This is a genomic window from Myxococcus sp. CA056 (genome assembly GCF_013336715.1).
Classification (GTDB): domain Bacteria; phylum Myxococcota; class Myxococcia; order Myxococcales; family Myxococcaceae; genus Myxococcus; species Myxococcus llanfairpwllgwyngyllgogerychwyrndrobwllllantysiliogogogochensis.
The window spans coordinates 309,089-325,602 of record NZ_JABUMT010000007.1 but is presented as its reverse complement, the minus strand read 5'-3'; the positions used below and the strand labels follow the sequence as shown (position 1 = coordinate 325,602).

The window sequence follows — 16,514 nt, the reverse complement described above, 5'->3', positions numbered from 1 at the left end:
GGTGCGTTTCGTCCCAGTGACGGACGCGGGTTCACGGGAGCAAGGCTTGGAAGACGACGGCAACCAGGGGACAGCACCGCACGAGGCGCAGCTCCGGGACCTCCTGGCCGCGATGGAGGCAGCCAACCAGGGTGACTTCTCACGGCGCGTGTCCGTCCGGGGCACGAATCCGCTCATGGACCGGTTGGCGGAGACCTTCAACACGGGCGCGGAGCGGTGGTCGGCCCTCTCGCGAGAGGTTGCCCGGGTGGGCCGCGAGGTGGGAGTCGAGGGGCGGCTCGGCGCGCGGGTGGACGTGGCGCGGTCCGTCGGAGCGTGGCGGGAGCTGGCGGACGGAGTGAATGTCCTCGCCGGCAGTCTCTCCGCGCAGGTGCGGGACCTCATCCGGGTGAGCGGCGCGGTGGCGCAAGGGGACCTGTCGCAGACGCTCACCGTGGAGGTCCGGGGCGAGTCGCTGGAGCTCAAGAACATCGTCAACAGGATGGTGGCGCAGTTGACGACCTTCGCGAGCGAGGTGAATCGCGTCTCGCGGCGGGTCGGTGTGGAGAGCACGGGCGGCGGCGCGGACACGGGGCACTCCGGCGTGTGGAAGGAGCTCAACGACAACGTGGGCTTCACCGAGAAGCTGGCGCTCGCGTCACGGCACAAGAGCGAGTTCCTGGCGAACATCAGCCACGAGCTGCGCACGCCGCTCAACAGCCTGCTCATCCTCGCGAAGCTCCTCTCGGAGGACTCGGACCAGCGGCTGGGGCCAAAGGAGGCGGAGTACGCGCGGACCATCCATGCCTCGGGCGTGGATCTGCTCTCTCTCATCAACGACCTGCTGGACCTGTCCAAGGTGGAGGCAGGGAAGCTGCGGATCGAACCGGAAGAGGTGGCGCTCACGGAGGTGAAGTCGCTCATCGAGCGCGACTTCCAACACGTCGCCGAGCAGAAGGGCCTGGGCTTCGGCGTCGCGCTCTCGGGCACGCTACCTCCGACGCTGCGCACCGACTCCATGCGGCTTCGGCAGGTGCTCAAGAACCTGCTGTCGAACGCCTTCAAGTTCACGGATGCGGGGCGAGTGGAGCTGCGCATCACCCAGATGGCCCAGGGGTTGTTCCACTTCGAGAACCCGGTCCTGAATCAGGCCGACGAGGTGCTGTCGTTCAGCGTCGTGGACACGGGCATCGGCATCGCGCAGGACAAGCTCCAGCGCATCTTCGAGGCCTTCCAGCAGGCGGAGCCGGGCACGGGTCGCAAATACGGGGGCACGGGCCTGGGGCTGTCCATCAGCCGCGAGCTGGCGCGCCTCCTGGGCGGAGAGCTGCATGTCGCCAGTGAGCTGGGGCGTGGCAGCACCTTCACGCTCTACCTGCCTGATGTCTATGTGGGGGCGGAAGCCCTGGACGAGGTGGAGGAGTCGCGGGACTCCACGCGCGCTGGAAGGTCCGTCGTGCAAGGCGCGGTGGAGCTTTCGGCGGCCGACATCCCGGCGTTTGCCCGGGGTGGGCCGACACAGGGCGGACCTCGTGGGCCTGACGATGGCTCGAACTCAGTCGTGGTGGCGGCGGCTGGGGTCCTGGAAGAGGGGCGCGAGTCGAGAATGCTCGACTACGACGCGCCGCCCGAGACGGTCATGCGGCGTCGCGTGCTCGTCGTGGACGACAACATCCGAGAGGCCTTCTCACTCATCAGCGTCCTGGAGTCGCGCGGGCTGGAGAGCCTCCACGCGGAGAGCATGGACGAGGCCCTGCGTGTCCTGTCGGACTCGCCCGAAGTGGATGGACTGCTGCTGCTCATCGCGATGACGGAAGCGGGCTACACGGCCCTGAGGACGCTCCGCGCGGATGCGCGCTTCAGGGGGCTGCCCATCGTCGTCGTCACGGCGCATCCGCGCGATGACGAGCGGGCGAAGTGCCTGGACGCGGGCGCCAGCGACTGCGTGACGCGTCCCTTGGACACCGACCAGGTCATCGCGCTGCTGCGCCTGGAGCGCCGCGCGTAGGCGCTGGCAGGGCTCATTTCCGGGAGCGCCTGCCAGCGAGCATCGAGGGGGCCTACTCCTCGGAGGGCGACTCGAAGTCCACGTCGAATGAGACGCGCTGCCCGGGCTCCAGCTTGAAGGTCTTCTGCCACCGCGCGCCGTTGGCGATGACGAGGAGCTGGTGCGTGCCTTCGTAGACGTCCTGCTCCTCCACGGGAGCGGCGCCGACGAGCCGACCGTTGAGCGTGACGATGGCGTCCTTGGGCGCGCGCACGTTGATGAACCCCTTGTTGAGGAAGATCTGCTGCGCGTTCCGTCCGCCCGCGGTGATGGTGAACGTGCGTGCCACCTGGATGCCGAGCACGGCATTGGTGAGCGTGAGCACGTGACGGCCCGCGGGCAGGGCCACGCTGAGCGGCGTGCGACCGAGGAACCCGCCGGAATAGGACACGTCCACACGAGGGTCGACGGTGAGGTCCAGGAAGCCCGTCGCAATCACCTCGGCGCCCGCATCCACGCCACTGTCAGCGCTCGTCCCCGCGTCGGTATCCGGGCCGACCATCGCCACGGACGGAGGACCCGCGTCCTCCAGCTCCGCTTCGATTCGAGGGGGCAGTCGCTGGACGATGACGGCCGCTCCACCCAGCGCGAGCACCGTGCCCACGCCCACGGCGGCGAGCCAGGCCCGAGAGGACTTTCGAGGAGTACCGGCCGTGGGCGGCACGGGGCCCGAGGCAGGCACCGCGCCCGTTTGCGGCGCGGAGACCCCGGATGCACCCGCTCCACTCGCGACGCCCGGTGAGGTGCCCGCGAGCGGCGCGGCACCCATGGTTGAGGAAGCGGTGGCCGCGGAGGGCCCGGAGCTCACGGTGGCGGCGGGCGTTCCCGAACTCAAGGTCGCCGACTCAGTGGCAGCCGGAGTTCCAGCGCTCGCGGTAGCCGACCCGCTGGCGGTGGGAGCTCCAGCGCTCGCGGTGGCCGACCCGGTGGCGGCGGGAGTTCCAGCGCTCGCCGTAGCCGACCCGGTGGCGGCCAGCGTTCCCGCGCTCGCGGTAGCCGACCCGGTGTCGGCGGGAGTTCCCGTGCTCGTGGTTGAGACACCCGCGCTGCTGGTCCCGTCCGGGGTACTCGTCGACGCGGTGGCGGAGGCGCTCCCCGTCGCCGGAAGGGTCGCGACGGCGGGCAGCGTGGGATTGGATGCGGTGATGCTCGTCGCCTCGGTGGCGGGCGATGCTCCCGCCGCGACGGTCGCGGAGGAGCCCGTGCTCTCCGTCGACGGAGCAGGGCTCGTCGTCGTGCTCACCTCGGCGAGTTGCACGCCGCTGGTGCCGCCGGACATGGCCGCGAGGATGGAGAGCTGGCCCTGCATCGCCGGCCACACCTTCGGAATGGCCGAAGGGGGCAGGGTGCCCGTGACGAGGAACTCCGCCACGGCGGGAGGGGCGACGCCGACCTTCTGGAGCACGTCCGCGATGCCCGCCTCGATGACCCGGCGCCGCGCGGCGCGGGCCTCGTTCTCCGGCGGGAACAGTTTGGCGAGGTAGTCCGCCAGCGACGTGTGCGCGGGCAGCGTGCCGACCGCCTCCACAATCGCTTCACGGAAGGCGTGCGCGGACGGGTACCGGTCATACGCGCGCTTCGCCGTCGCCTTGCGAACCACCGCATCCAGCTTCAGCGGCACGTCCACGGACATCGTCGGCAGCGTGCGCGTCAGCGTCGCCTTGTCCGGGTCCGCGTTGTCCTTGAAGGGCATCTTCCCGGACAGGCACTCGTGCAGCACGAGCCCGAGCAGGAACACGTCCGACTGGACATTCACGGCCTCGCGGCCCCCCAACAGTTGCTCGGGAGCGCTGTACGCGCGGCGGTTCTTCACGCGCTTTCCATCGCGCTCGCGCGGGGCCACGCTGAGCGCGCCGTAGCCCGTCACCTTCGTCAGGCCGCTGAACGAGAGCATCAGCGTCTCGGGCCGCACGTCGCCGTGCACCAGCGGCGAGCCGTCGTCGTTGCCGGCCATGTGCGCGTAGTGCAGGCCCGTGGCGGCATCCGCGGCCACCAGCGCGGCCAGCGGCGGAGGCAGCCGAGGGCTTGCCTCCAGCACGCGGCGCAAGGGTTCTCCATCGGCGAACTCGGTGACGCGCGCCAGACCGCCGTCCTGGGCCGCGAGGCTGTGGACGCGCAGGATGTTCGGGTGCTCGAAGACGAGCGCCCGGCCCGTCTCTCGCGTCAGCTTCGCCGTCAGCTCCGGGCTCTGCACCACCTCCTGCGGAGCCCAGATGAGAACCACGGGGCGAGGAGGCAAGCCATCCTCGAGGGCAAGCCCCAGGAAGGCTCGGGAGCCCGCCCCGGCGAGCAGGGGACCAAGTGACAGGTAGCGCACGGTGCTCATGGGGCACGCATGCTAGTGCGAGTTGCGCGCCCATCGAAATCCGAGGAAGCCGCTGCCACGCTTGCCCGGAGGCCAGCCCTACAGGCTCTGGCCCCGGTCCTGCTCGAAGGGCAGCGTGATGTGGTACCCGTAGCGGCCCCTCCGCACGAGCAACAACACGCTCCGTCCGCGCCTCGCCGTCACCAGGGCCTCCTTGAACGCGTCCGCCGAGGCCACCGGCTGGTTGTTCACCCGGAGGATGATGTCCCCGGGCTCCAGCCCCACCTCCGCCGCCGCGCTCCCCGCCCTCACCCCCGTCAGCGCCAGCACGCCCCGGGACTCTTTCACTTTGAGTCCTAGTCGGTCCCAGGCCAGGGACTCCACCATGCGTGGGGGGAACTCGGAGGGGGTGAGCTGGACGGTGCGTGAGGCCCCTTCGCGGAAGAGGACCAGGGGGAAGGCGGAGCGCGCGGGGTAGCCGCGCACGCGGGTGTCGAAGTCCTCGGCGTCCTGGATGCGGGAGCCGCCCAGCTCCGCGACGATGTCCCCTCGCTTCACGCCGGCCTGGTCCGCCGGGCTGCCGGCCTCCACGGACGTCACCAGCGCGCCGTAGGAGCGGTCCCACCCGAGCTGTCGGGCCGCCCTCGGCGTCAGGTCCACGGCATCCAGGCCCACCCAGGACGGGCGCACCTTGCCGAAGCGGGTGAGCTCATCGACGATGCGGCGCACCTTGTCGGCGGGGATGGCGAAGCCGATGCCCTGGGCGCCGCCGCCGAAGATGGCGGTGTTGATGCCGATGATTTCTCCGTCCACGTTGAGCAGCGGGCCGCCCGAGTTGCCGGGGTTGATGGCCGCGTCCGTCTGGACGAAGTCGTTGTACACGCGGTTGTCCGCGCGGAAGGTGCGGCCCACAGCGGAGACCACGCCCGCCGTGACGGTTTTACTCAGGCCGAACGGGCTGCCGATGGCGACCACCGTCTCGCCAATCATCAGGTCCGCGCTGGTGCCCAGCCGGGCGATGGGCAGTGCCTCCTTCGCCGTCACCTTGAGCACGGCCAGGTCGTTGCCCGCGTCGCTGCCGATGACCTCCGCGTCGTACGAGCGACCGTCCGCGAGCACGACGTGGATGGCGGAGGCGCCCCGGATGACGTGGTCATTGGTGACGATGATGCCCGTCGGGTCGATGATGACGCCGCTGCCCAGGCCCTCGATTTTCTGGCGGCCCTGCTCGCCGCCCATGCCCCCGAAGAACTCCTCCAGCGGAGAACGGCGGCGGAAGCGCGACTCCACCTCCTGTTCGGTGCCGATGTAGACGACGGCCGGGGAGACCTTCTGGACGACCTCCACCACGGCATCGCGACGCCGGGCCATGTCCGCGCTCGCGCCGCTGGACGCCAGCAGCGTCACCACCAGGGGTCCCCACCTCATGACTCCAGCCTTCATGTCAGCCCTCCGTGCGCCCGCAGCGGATTGTCCGGCGAATGACACGCAGACTGTCGGGAAGCCGGCGTCATTCCCACGATTCGCTGGAGGCGGTGCGTTGCCTTTCATAGATCAGTCCGCACGTCCGTGAACGATTGCATCACCGGGAGGCGGCCGTTCCCCGAGGATTCCGGTTCATCCCAGGGGCAGGCGAAGTCCTGGCGGCGTGGCTTGGGGGCCGCGCTGGTGCCGAGGAGCGGAAGAATGAGTCTCGTCCTGGTCGCGGATGATGAACCCGCCGTGCTGGAAGTTCTCAGCCAGGTGGTGGAGGACCTCGGGCATGAGGTGGTGAGGGCTCGAGACGGCGAGGAGGCGCTGGGCCTGGCCCGGGCGTGTCGCCCACACCTGGTGGTGACGGACCACATGATGCCTCGGCTGAGCGGGGTGGAGCTGTGCCGCCGGCTGAAGCGAGACGCGGACCTGAAGGATGTGCCCGTCATCCTGCTGAGCGCCGTGTTGCCGCAGGGGGCGCCGGAGGCGCACGCGTTCCTGCACAAGCCGTTCGAAATCACGGACTTCGAGGCGCTCATCCACCAGTCGCTGGTGAACGCGCCGAAGCCCGTGGTGGGAGTCGAAGTCCCACCTGGGGCGACGCTGAGCCAGTGGGCGGCGAGGGCGCTGCAGGGGCCGCTGGAGGAAGCGCGGCGACAGCTTCGACGCCTGGAGTCGGGGCCCTCGGTGGACCGGGCCGCGCTGGAGGTTCTGCGCGCGCAGCTCGAGTCGATGGATACGGTGGCGTCGGAGCTGGCGCGCCTGCATGGGGGCGCGCTGTCCGTGGAGTCCCCGTTGGGGCGGGGCCTGTTGTTCGGGGCTCGGGTGCCGAAGGGGAGCGTGAGCTGAGGCTCAGGCCTTCTGGGACTTCAGCATCCAGCCAATCATCTTGTAGAGCAGGCGGGCGCCGACGTTGCCGTCCCACTCGCTGCCTTCGGGGTCCGGGGCGACTTCCGTCAGGTCGAAGCCGACGATGGTGCGGCCGGAGCGGACGACACCGGAGATGAGGGCGATGGCTTCCGGGAAGGACAGGCCGCCGGGGACAGGTGTGCCGGTGTGCGGGCAGAGCACGGGGTCCAGGCCGTCGATGTCGAACGAGAGGTAGACCTGCTGCGGGAGCAGGGCGACCATCTCATCGACCTGGCGATTCCAGGGGATGCCGTCGAAGCGCTTGTTCTGGAGGGTGGCGTCGAAGAAGCCGTGGACGCGGCCCTTCGAGTCCTCGATGTACCGGTGCTCTTCCTGGCTCATGTCGCGCAGGCCGACCTGGACGAGCGTCTTCACGCCGGGGATGCGCTCGGAGACGTTGTACATGATGGACGCGTGGGACCAGGTGAAGCCCTCGTAGGCGACGCGCAGGTCGGCGTGGGCGTCCAGGTGGAGGACACCCAGGCCGGGGTACTTCTCCGCGTGGGCGCGGATGATGCCGAAGGAGATGGAGTGGTCTCCGCCGACGGCGGCCACGCGCTTGCCCTGGTCGAGCCAGTGCTTCGTGGTGCGGTAGACCAGCTCGTTCATCTGGTCGCAGAGGGCGTTGACGTCGCGAGCGGCGGCGAGCAGCTCGGCCTCGCCCGAGTGGATGCCGCCGGCCTCGATGACGACCTGGGCGCGCTCCTTGGCGCGGGTGTTCCAGTCGCGGAGCTCCTCGGACTCGGGAAGCATGGCGATGCCGCGCTCGTAGGGGCGGCCCGTCTCCACGTCGAAGAGGTCGACCTGTCGGCTGGCGTCCAGGACGGCGGCGGGGCCCTCGGAGGTACCGCCGCCGTAGCTGGTGGTGGCCTCGAAGGGGACGGGGATGAGGACGACGTGCGCCTCGTCGGGAGAGTGGGGGAGTCCGAAGACGCCGGAGCCCGGCTGCGCCGCGGCGCTGGGGTCGAAGTGGGTGGCCATGGCGGCGGAGGATAAGGGGCCGGGAACGGGGTGCAACTGTCCGTTAGGGGCGCGGGCCACACTTCCCCACGGTCTGGCCCACCTCTTTCAGGCAGTGAAGGGTTCCGTCGCCTGGCGCGCAGTCGTGGTCCTTGGTGCAGCCCATGTCGACGGGACAGTCATGGCCGGCCCCCCCGCTCAGGGATGTCACCGTGAAGTCCGAGTTCGCGACGGATTCGATGATGGGCTGATTGCCCACGGCGCCCGCGGAGACGTGGCGCAGCTCCAGGGTTCTTTCCTCCCTGGTGACACGAAGCCGCAGCTCGGAGGGTCTCGTCTCGGGCGCCGTACAACCCGGTTCGAGTGCATCTCTCGTCGCCATGAAGATGGCGGTCTGGAGTGACTGGGCGATTGCAATCGATTCGGCACCGGCCGCGATGGCGACGGGAGTGTGGGTGCCAGGCGTCACGCCGTTGGTGTCGAACTCGAAGATGCACCGACGATTGCCGTCGCTGAGGATGACGAGTTCGCCGTCATTCACTGTCCCGTTGACCTGGATGCGGCCCTGGGCCCGGCCAGGAGTCTGTTCCTGGGTGCAGTCGTGGCTGCACGCGCCGCATGCATTTGAGTTCCCATCATCACAACTCTCGGGAACCAGGCTCGTGACGTTGACATGCCCATCGCCACACTTCGCGACCCTGCAGGTGTCGACGCAGTTGTCGCTGCTGTCCTCATTCCCGTCGTCGCACTCTTCTCCGGGGTCGACAAGGCCGTTGCCACAGCGCTCATTGGACCGACAGTCCGCGCGGCATCCGTCGCCGTCACGTGTGTTGCCATCGTCACACACTTCGCCCGAGGCCGTGTCGATGAGGCTGTTGCCGCACCGCTCCGTGGAATGACAGTCATCGCGGCACCCATCGTTGCTCACGGTGTTTCCGTCGTCACACTGCTCGCCCTGTTCCGTGTCGCGCACTCCATTTCCACACGTTTCGTTGGAGTGACAGTCTGGACTGCACCCATCACCCTTGAGCTTGTTGCCGTCGTCACACACTTCCCCCACGACGGAATCGACCACGCCGTTCCCGCAGGTCTCCGTGGACTTGCAGTCGGCACTACAGCCGTCACCCGAGAGGGTGTTCCTGTCGTCGCACTTCTCGTCCGTGGCCGCGTCCACGACGCCGTTGCCACAGACCTCCCGGGACCGGCAGTCCGCGCTGCATTGGTCGCCGCTCTCGTTGTTTCCGTCGTCGCAGGTTTCACCCCACTCGACATTGAGAAAGCCGTCGCCGCATTTCTCCTGGGACTTGCAGTCCTGGGAGCACCCGTCGCCACCGACGGTGTTGCCGTCGTCGCAGGCTTCCTGAGTCACGGCGTCGACGACGCGGTTGCCACAGGACTCATCGGACAGACAGTCGGCGCTGCATCCGTCGTTGTTCGTGTTGTTTCCGTCGTCGCACATCTCGCTATCGGCCGCGCTGAGGATTCCATCGCCGCACCGCTCGACCTGGCACGCGGAGTTGCATCCGTCGTTCTGGTTGATGTTTCCATCGTCGCATTGTTCGCCCTGGTGGGGCTGGACGAGCCCGTCACCACAATCGTTGAGGATGCAGGCCTTTTGGAACGCGGCGCATCTCTGGCCTTCGGGGCACACGATTCCGGAGGGACAGACCGTGCTCTCGGGCTGGACACAGGCGAGGGGGCCGGCGGTCAGGAATGAGAGGATGAACGCCGTAACGGTTCCACGGAGGAAGGAGTCCTGGTTCATGAATCACCTCTTCAGAAGCGAACCGTGCCCACGACGCCCTTCGATTCGGAGTCGAGAGCGGGGGCAATGACCATGGATGGACCTGATTCCTCGGGATTGAGGCGGAAGGCCCGCTGACGATTGAGATAGATGAGCACCGCCCCCGTGACGGCGGCGGCGCCTCCCAGGGAATAGGCACCCACGGCACCCGCGTGGAATCTGGAGCCCGTTCTGCGGAGCGCCGACAGCTCTCCCTCCAGGAGGCTCCCCTTGGGGTCGATGCGTGAATCGAAGTCCCGGAAAGCCTCATTCGCCTTCCAGTGCATCAGCCCGCCACCTCCCGCCGCCACCACCCCCACGCCCAGCACCGTCCACGGAATCCACGCCGACCATCGGCGCCGATAACGGATGACCTCGTCCTCCGTGTACAGCTCCAGGTGCAGCTCGGCCTTCTCGCCGGGCAGCAATGGCTGACGTTTCTCCGTCGGCAGATACCCATCCTTGAAGGCGACGATGCTGTGCACACCGGGCCGGATGAGCGCCTGATATCTCCCAGGCGCCGTGAACAGCGCCTGCCCGTTCAACGTCACGACGGCGCCCTCCTGGTCACACCGCACGTCCACCCACGCAAGCTGCTTCTCGAGCAGTGCGTTGTAGGAGCGGGCATGCTCGTACCTGCCGGCATCGAGCGGCTCGGGTCCATGGCCCATCGCCGCCTTCAGGTGCTTGTGGACCTCGATGGGCTGGTCGAGGTTCATCAACGCCAGCGCCAGGTTGTAGTGAATCGCCGGGTGGTTCCAATGCCGCAAGGCCCGGCGGTAGTTCCGACTCGCCTCGACGAAGACCGACTCTCGCAGGCGCTCATTTCCCTCGAAGAAGAGCGCCTGGGCGGCCTGCTGCTCATCCCGGGGCACGCCCAGGGCCCAGGGGCGGTCGCCGCCCACGTCCAGCGGCTTGTCCACACGCTGCGCCATGGATGCGCTCGCGCATAGACACATCAACACCACGGCCAGCCCGCGTCCACGCGAGCCGCCTCTCTGAATGGCTGTCATGGGTGCCTCACCTCAGGGTTTCGATGAAGGAACTTCCGAGCGTGGATTGGATGCGCAACGTCCGTTCCTGCTCGCGTTGGAGCAGTCGTTCCGCCTCCGCGCGCGCGAGTCGCGCCTGCTGAGCGCTCTGCTCGGCCCCGCGCAGCGCCTGGTTCGCGAGGTACTGAGCCCATCGCGCCCGCTGCACGGCCTTGACCAGCTCGGCGTTCTTCCTCAACAGCTCGTCGTTGGTCGATTCGACCTGGGCGTTGGCCTCGAGCGCGCGAAGCTCCGCTTCCTGGCGGTCCAGTTCCTTGGCCTGGACCTCCGCCAGTCGCTCCTCGGCCTCCGCCGCGGAACGCTTCGCCAGGAACTCCGCGTTTCGAGCCGAGGCCTCCGCGCGCAACGCGATGATGGCCTGGTGCTCCGCCTCCTGTTTCGCCTCGCGGATGAACACCAGCGCCACCGCCGCCGCCGCGAACAACAGCGTCACCAACGTCGCCGCGCCAACGACGAACCCCCGCTTGAGGCGAGCCATCCGAGTCGCCTGCGCCAACACCGCGTCCAGGAACGCCCGCTGCAACAGCGGCAGCTCTCCCCGATTTCGCCGCTGGAATCTCCGAGCCTCGTCCGCCATCTCGCCGCGCCAGAGCAGTCCGCTGTCCCGAGCCTTTGCCTGCCATTGTCGGGCCGCGTTTCGCAGTTGCTCCAGGAACGCCGAGTCCTCCTCGCCCTCCTCGAGCCACCTGCGCAGCGTGGGCCAGCCGGAGATGAGTGACTCGTGGACCAGCTCCACCGACGCGCCCGTGGCCTTGTTCCCCGTCTGGATGACGAGCAGTCGCGCCTGGACCAGGCTGTCGATGAGCCGCTGAAGCTCCTCCGCGTCCCGGGTCAGCTCTCGCAGCTCCTCCAACGAGACAATCGCGCGCGTGCGCTCGGACGTGACGAGCCGCAGGAAGATTGCCCGGGCCAGGGCCCGCTCCTGCGATGACATGCCCGCGAGCACGCTGTCCGCATGCGTGGCCAGCGCCCCCGCGATTCCGCCGAGCTGCTGGAAGGCGCTCTCCGTCAACATCCGGCGCGACGGGTCTCTCGCCTCCCACAGCCGGGTGGCCGCGAACTGGAGCAAGGGCAGGGCGCCGGGTGTCGTCTCCAGGTGCTGGAGCATCTCGGTCACCATCTCAGGGGACTCGAAGCGATAGCCCGCCATCTCCGCGGGCTGCACGAGTGCGTCACGCAGGCCGTCCTTCTGGGGCGCCGCCAGGAAGAACAGCCCTGGAGACAGCTCCGCCATGAAGCGCTCGTCCTCCGATACCCGGTCCAGGAAGTCGGAGCGCAACGAGAGGACGACGCGGATGGGAGAGGTGGCGTCGTCGGCGATTCCAGACAGGCAGGCCGTGAAGGCGCGACGCTCCCGCGCATCGGGCACCAGCGTGTAGAGCTCCTCGAACTGGTCGATGAACAACACGATGCGCCGGCGCTCGCGGCGGGCGCGGGCTCGCAGGACGGCGCCCACGTAGCCTGGCTCCAGTCGCAGGTGCGCGGTGATCTGCTGCTGCTTCCGGAGGTCTTCCTCCAGCGTGGGCGACGACGTGACGAGCGGAGCCACCATGCTGGCCAGCGCCCCGAGCGGATCTCTTCCCGGTCGGATGATGAGCGACTCCCAGGGGATGCCGGTCCGCTTGAGCACCGGCACCAGTCCCGCGCGAACGAAGGACGACTTGCCCGCACCCGATGGGCCGACGACCGCGAGCAGGGGCTGGTCCTGGAGCCGGTTGACGAGCGCGGCGGTCTCCCGTGCGCGGCCGAAGAACCGCGCCGAGTCCGCCTCCTGGAACGAGCCGAGGCCCGCATAGGGACTCTCGTCGAGCCCCGCCTCGTGGACGAACCGACCGGGGAGGAATGGCTCCAGGGCCCGCAGCACCGCGAGTGCATCCGGGAAGCGCTGTTCCTTGTGCTTGAGCAGGCACCGGTCGACGACGGAGGCGAGCTCCACGGGGACATCCGGAACCACGGCCCGGAGGGTCGGCATGGGCTCGTTGAGCAGCGCGGTGACCATCAACTGGGGACCCCGCAGGGGCTCCAGCGGATGGCGGCCCGCGAGCATCCGGAACAGCATGATGCCGACAGCCCAGATGTCGGTGCGGTGGTCGACGGGGATGCCGTTGCCCCACTGCTCGGGGGACATGTACGCCAGCGTTCCGAGCAGCGCGCCCTGGCGCGTCAGGTGAAGCGACTCATTCCGGGTCCCCGGAACAGGCAGCAGTCGCAGTCCCTCCAGGAGCGCGCGCGGGTCGGTCTCGCCGCGGTGCTCATCGCCCTGGAGCACCTTCGCGATGCCGAAGTCCAGCACCTTGATGGTGCCGGAGTCCGTCACGATGATGTTCTCCGGCTTGAGGTCCCGGTGGACGATCTTGTGCGTGTGCGCGCAGGAGAGGGCGCGGAGGACGGGCGACATCAGCTCCACGGCGCGCGAGGGCGGCAGGCGCGGGCTGCTCTTGAGGAGTTTGTCGAGCGGCTGGCCCTGCAGGTACTCCAGCACCATGTACGGGCTGCCGTTGGCTTCACCGACTTCGTAGATGATGACGATGTTCTCGTGGCTGCACCGGGCGGTGGTGCGGGCCTCGAGGATGAAGCGGCGGGCGAACTGCGCGTCCTGCGTGTGCAGCAGCTTGATGGCGACGCGGCGGCCGAGCCGGGTGTCGCGCGCCAGGAAGACGGTCCCCATGCCTCCGCTGCCGAGCTGTCGAATCAGCTCGTAGTGCTGGATGCGAGTGCCCGGGCCAAAGGCTCCCAGGCTTCCGGGCAGTGGGGCATGGGGATGGGGCGCACTGCGGGCGGATGAAGAGGGTTCTGGCTTCATAGGGGTACTCGGTGAGGCAGGGGGGCCTCGGGAAAGCGCGAGCGGCCCATCGCCCCCGCGAAGGGTGCGGGCCGTGCTTCAGCGAATCTCGATGAGGGCGGGTCCGACAGGGACGAGACCGCAACCGGGTCCCTGTTCGCGGGGAGACTGATGCCAGCCGTTGACGAGAGCTCTAGAAGGGGAGGACGGACTTTCCGGAGAAAGCTCTCGTTGCCAATCTTGAGCACACTTGCCTGCTTGCCTATGTGAACGCGAGGGCAGGGCTGTGTCGTGTGAGCGGCGCTTGAGCGTGCGCGTGCGCCCCGGGCGGAAACAGGCCTCGGGACGGGAGGTGGGGTGGGGTATCGACTGCGCGACACCTTGTCATGCCCGCCTGCTACGGTGAGGGAATGACACGTTGGCTCGTGCCCGTCCTGGTGTTGGTGGGCGCGGCGATGATGACGGCGCTGGGGCACCTCTCGTTCAACGCGGCCCTCTTCGTGCCGTTGCTGGCGCTGGGGGGAGGGCTGCTGCTGCTCGTGACGCTGGTCCTCGCGGTGCTGCCCGCACGGAGGTCGGTGAACTTCGTCACCCTGGCCTACCTGCTGGGCGGCGTCGCGCTCGCGAGCGCGGGCATGGTGCGCGGGATGTCCTGGCGATTTGATCGAGTCGAGGAGGAGTTCGCCCCGCTCATCGCGGCGCTGGACGCCTATCACGCCGAGAAGGGGCAGTACCCCGAGGCGGTGGCGGAGCTGATTCCAGCGCACCTGTCGAAGGCGCCGTCGTGCGAGCTGGAGAGCGAACCCGCGGTGAGGCAGGGACTCTCGGATGGCGGCTATTACCGCAAGGGACCAGACGACTACGGCATCACCTGCTACACCATCGTCTTCTGGAAGTACTCGTACAACCCCGTGAAGAAGTATTGGTACGGCTGGGATTGAAGGAGCGCCCGGGTCCGAGGTCCGGGCGCCCCAGGCGGGTCAGAAACCCACGCGCGTCATCGTGAAGGGCTGTGAGCCATTGACGCCCTTCTGGAGGACGATGCCGGTGATCTTCCCCGTGAAGAGGCTGCGCTGGATCTGGCTGATGGAATAGACGTCACGCGTCTCCCCAGCCAGGTCCCTGAAGGCGATGAACGAGCCGATGGCGGGGTTGTTGGGGAGCGCGTAGAAGCTGGCGGTCTCCGTGTTGCAGCCCAGCACGGGGCAGGTGCGGCTCACCGTGCGCACGTAGCTGCCCTCGACGCGGTCGGCGTACTCAGTGCCGGTCAGCGTCATCGTGAGCAGTTCCTCCGGCGCCGCGAGGGGCCACGTGCGGGAGTAGGTGCCCACCAGCCCCGCCAGACTGTCAGGTGACTCGTAGACGGCGGCCTCGACGGTGCCGGTGTCCTCGGGGCGCTGCACTCCTGCCTCCGTGCCCTCCAGGCCTCCACATCCCGCGAGCAGCGCCAAGCCGATGACCATGCCATGCCGAAGGTGTCCCATGTCGCGCGTTGCCTTCCCGGGCCGCACGTGTGCGGCGAATCCGTGAGTTGAGGGTTGATTCAGTCTTCAGATAAGTCGCCGCGCGTGACGCCGTCAAGCACCGTGCGTGGAGGCTCGCGGGCGGGAGCGTGACGTTCCCGTCACTGATGCACCGCGTTGATGTCTCACGGGATTCCATCGGTCACGCCAAAAGGCCACGCCAGCGGAACTGGCAATCCAAGACGTGAGGGAATAGAGGCCTTCCACGATTGACCGCGAGTGGTTGTCAGGTGCGAGTCTGCATATGGCCGTACCCAGACACGCAATTCCAAAGAGGAGCAATCATGACGCCAGTCCGAGGCGCAGCGCCGAGGTTCATGGGGTGGGGGCTGTTGGTCATTCCGTTGCTGTGGTCGTGTGGGTCGGCGACGGGGGACGCCGGAGGACCGTCGGCCTCACCGCCGGCGGGGGAGTCCGCGCGAGGCGTGGTGTCATGGGAGGAGTACCAGCGCAGCGCCCGGCAGGTGGTGGATGGCAAGGAGCACTACATCGTCGAGTGGGACCTGGGTGTGTCGCTGGAGGCGCTCCGTGAGCGTTATGACCGGTATGTGAAGGCGGAGGCCTTGGGGGAACGAGGAGCCCCGGAGCCGCTGGGGACTCGGACGTCACCGCTCATCGTCAACACGGTGGGCGGGGTGGATGACATCTGGCCCTGGGCTTCACGCTTCAACCTGCGCTACTGCGTGAGCAATGCGTTTGGCTTGAACAAGGCGCGCATGGTCAATGAGATGGCGAACGCGGCGGCGACCTGGCGGTTCGTCGCGGACGTCCAGTTCATCTATGACGCGAGCCAGGATGCGAACTGCAGCAATACCAACCCCGCGGTGACGTTCTCCGTGCAGCCCTGGACGGGCAGCGGCGCGTGTGCCTTCTTCCCCTCGGGAGGTGGCTGTGTGGCGCGCACGCTGGTCATCAACATCGCCGGACTGGACCCCGCGCCGCCCAGTTCGCCCAACGTGACGACGGCCACGGTGCTCATCCACGAGCTGGGGCACATCCTGGGTTTCCGTCATGAGCACACGCGGAACCCCAGTCCCTGCTTCGAGGACAACAACTGGCGCGCCCTTACGCTCTATGACGTCAACTCGACGATGCACTATCCCTGGTGCAACGGCGTGACGACCTCCACGCTCAACATCACCTATCCGGACGCCGCGGGCGCCGCCCTCCTCTATGGCTGGCATACGAACGCCAACGTGGACCGCTCCGTGCCCGCGACGCACACCCACAACGTGTCGGTGACGGCCCAGGTGGCCCAATCGTTCTACTTCCCCATCGACGTGCAGACGAACTTCGCGGAGGGCTGCTTCGCCGCGGGGGCGGCGCCGACGGCCGCGCACATTCGCGTGGGCAATGGCTTCGCCGGCGCCGTGGCGGGAGTCGCTACGTCTGTCTTCAACACGGGAGTCCAGTGCAGCCCCTTCGGCGCGACCTACACCTGGTACCGGGCCACCTTCGCGGGGGTGTCCATGCCGGCCCTGAGCACCTATACGGTTGCCTTTGGCACGGGGACCCAGCCGCTCACCATCGCCGTCGACAACAACAATCCCTACAGCGGCGGGACCCTGTGGGACTCAGTCGGTGGCGGGCGTTTCTATGCCACGGCGGACGGGCGAATCCGCGTGGGCCGCCTCGGGCCTCCCTGAGCTGAGCGCCACGACCTTCCAGGAGCGGGGCGGCCAGGACAACTCGGCCGTCCCG

11 protein-coding genes and 1 pseudogene are annotated in these 16,514 nt (G+C 68.3%); 4 read left to right on the top strand and 8 right to left on the bottom strand.

All coding sequences use genetic code 11. The features are described 5' to 3' along the window. Positions 1-46: 46 nt before the first annotated feature. On the top strand, positions 47-1,987 hold the full coding sequence (locus tag HUA76_RS27770) for an ATP-binding protein (protein WP_174462537.1): 1,941 nt from the start codon (positions 47-49) through the stop codon (positions 1,985-1,987). 52 nt (positions 1,988-2,039) lie between these two features. On the opposite strand, the gene HUA76_RS27765 is transcribed toward HUA76_RS27770, so the two are convergent. Together HUA76_RS27765 and HUA76_RS27760 are read right to left on the bottom strand one after the other, a co-directional pair. Then, on the bottom strand, positions 2,040-4,352 hold the full coding sequence (locus HUA76_RS27765; RefSeq protein ID WP_174462536.1) for a protein kinase: 2,313 nt from the start codon (positions 4,350-4,352) through the stop codon (positions 2,040-2,042). A gap of 78 nt (positions 4,353-4,430) precedes the next feature. Further along, positions 4,431-5,774, bottom strand: coding sequence for a trypsin-like peptidase domain-containing protein (locus HUA76_RS27760; protein WP_174455593.1), 1,344 nt, complete (start codon positions 5,772-5,774; stop codon positions 4,431-4,433). Between the two features lie 243 nt (positions 5,775-6,017). Here HUA76_RS27760 and HUA76_RS27755 point away from each other — a divergent pair, with 243 nt between their 5' ends. After that, positions 6,018-6,653 (top strand): response regulator, encoded by a 636-nt coding sequence (locus HUA76_RS27755; protein WP_141649307.1) that lies wholly within the window; start codon positions 6,018-6,020, stop codon positions 6,651-6,653. 3 nt (positions 6,654-6,656) lie between these two features. On the opposite strand, the gene HUA76_RS27750 is transcribed toward HUA76_RS27755, so the two are convergent. From HUA76_RS27750 to HUA76_RS27735, 5 genes and pseudogenes are all read right to left on the bottom strand, one after another. Beyond that, entirely contained in the window at positions 6,657-7,694 is a 1,038-nt protein-coding gene (locus HUA76_RS27750) for an agmatinase family protein (protein ID WP_141649308.1), read from the bottom strand. 43 nt (positions 7,695-7,737) lie between these two features. After that, positions 7,738-8,214, bottom strand: coding sequence for a hypothetical protein (locus HUA76_RS45640; protein WP_254614516.1), 477 nt, complete (start codon positions 8,212-8,214; stop codon positions 7,738-7,740). 87 nt (positions 8,215-8,301) lie between these two features. Next, a pseudogene (locus HUA76_RS46525) lies at positions 8,302-9,438 on the bottom strand (DUF4215 domain-containing protein); the annotation flags it as partial. An 11-nt stretch (positions 9,439-9,449) separates the two neighbouring features. Next, a complete protein-coding gene (locus HUA76_RS27740; RefSeq protein ID WP_174462534.1) occupies positions 9,450-10,469 on the bottom strand; it encodes a hypothetical protein in 1,020 nt (339 codons plus the stop codon). A 7-nt stretch (positions 10,470-10,476) separates the two neighbouring features. Then, the gene (locus tag HUA76_RS27735; protein WP_174462533.1) at positions 10,477-13,311 is read right to left on the bottom strand and encodes a serine/threonine-protein kinase; all 2,835 of its coding nucleotides are present in this window, start codon (positions 13,309-13,311) and stop codon (positions 10,477-10,479) included. 389 nt (positions 13,312-13,700) lie between these two features. Between HUA76_RS27735 and HUA76_RS27730 the strand changes: the two genes are divergently transcribed. Continuing rightward, positions 13,701-14,231 carry a hypothetical protein gene (locus HUA76_RS27730; protein WP_174462532.1) on the top strand — a complete coding sequence of 177 codons (531 nt, stop codon included), beginning with the start codon at positions 13,701-13,703 and terminating at the stop codon, positions 14,229-14,231. 39 nt (positions 14,232-14,270) lie between these two features. On the opposite strand, the gene HUA76_RS27725 is transcribed toward HUA76_RS27730, so the two are convergent. Then, complete coding sequence (locus tag HUA76_RS27725) at positions 14,271-14,753, bottom strand: hypothetical protein (RefSeq protein ID WP_174462531.1); 483 nt, start codon at positions 14,751-14,753, stop codon at positions 14,271-14,273. Between the two features lie 344 nt (positions 14,754-15,097). Here HUA76_RS27725 and HUA76_RS27720 point away from each other — a divergent pair, with 344 nt between their 5' ends. After that, the gene (locus HUA76_RS27720) at positions 15,098-16,459 is read left to right on the top strand and encodes a M57 family metalloprotease (RefSeq protein ID WP_254614514.1); all 1,362 of its coding nucleotides are present in this window, start codon (positions 15,098-15,100) and stop codon (positions 16,457-16,459) included. Positions 16,460-16,514: the final 55 nt, after the last annotated feature.